The organism is Idiomarina sp. UBA4206, from assembly GCF_002383015.1.
GTDB lineage: Bacteria > Pseudomonadota > Gammaproteobacteria > Enterobacterales > Alteromonadaceae > Idiomarina > Idiomarina abyssalis.
This window is the reverse complement of record NZ_DFTS01000029.1, coordinates 1-596: the sequence shown is the minus strand read 5'-3', so window position 1 is coordinate 596 and position 596 is coordinate 1. Positions and strand designations below refer to the sequence as shown.

Sequence of the window (596 nt, the reverse complement as noted above, 5' to 3'; positions counted from 1 at the left end):
TACCCGCATATGGTGATTCCGCTATTTGTCGGTCGGGAAAAATCGATTCGATGCTTACAAGCGGCGATGGATGCGGATAAACAAGTCTTTTTAGCAGCACAGAAAGATGCGTCGGTGGATGAGCCTACCAATGATGACATTTATCCGGTGGGTACTGTCGCTACGGTTTTACAGTTATTGAAGCTGCCTGATGGCACTGTGAAAGTGTTAGTTGAAGGTAAGCAGCGTGCGCAGCTTGATGAACTTCAGGATGATGAAGAGTACTTTAAGGCCAGTATCCATTATTTGGCGGCAGAAGAGTTACCGGAAAAAGAGGAAGAAGTACTTATTCGTTCGGCTCTGAACCAGTTTGAAGGCTATGTGAAACTGAACAAAAAGATACCGCCAGAAGTACTTACGTCGTTATCGGGTATTGAAGACGGTGACCGTCTGGCCGACACAATGGCGGCACATATGCCTTTAAAACTTGCAGAAAAGCAGGCCATTCTTGAAATTACCGATGTGCGTGAGCGCATAGAGCACCTGATGGCATTGATGGAAGGCGAAATTGATATCCTTCAGGTTGAGAAACGTATTCGCAGTCGCGTCAAAAAACA

1 protein-coding gene is annotated in these 596 nt (G+C 46.0%); it reads left to right on the top strand.

Annotated features, from left to right (window positions below):
- On the top strand, nt 1–596 hold a 596-nt coding region (locus tag B3180_RS06255), incomplete at both ends, for an LON peptidase substrate-binding domain-containing protein (RefSeq protein WP_286843578.1).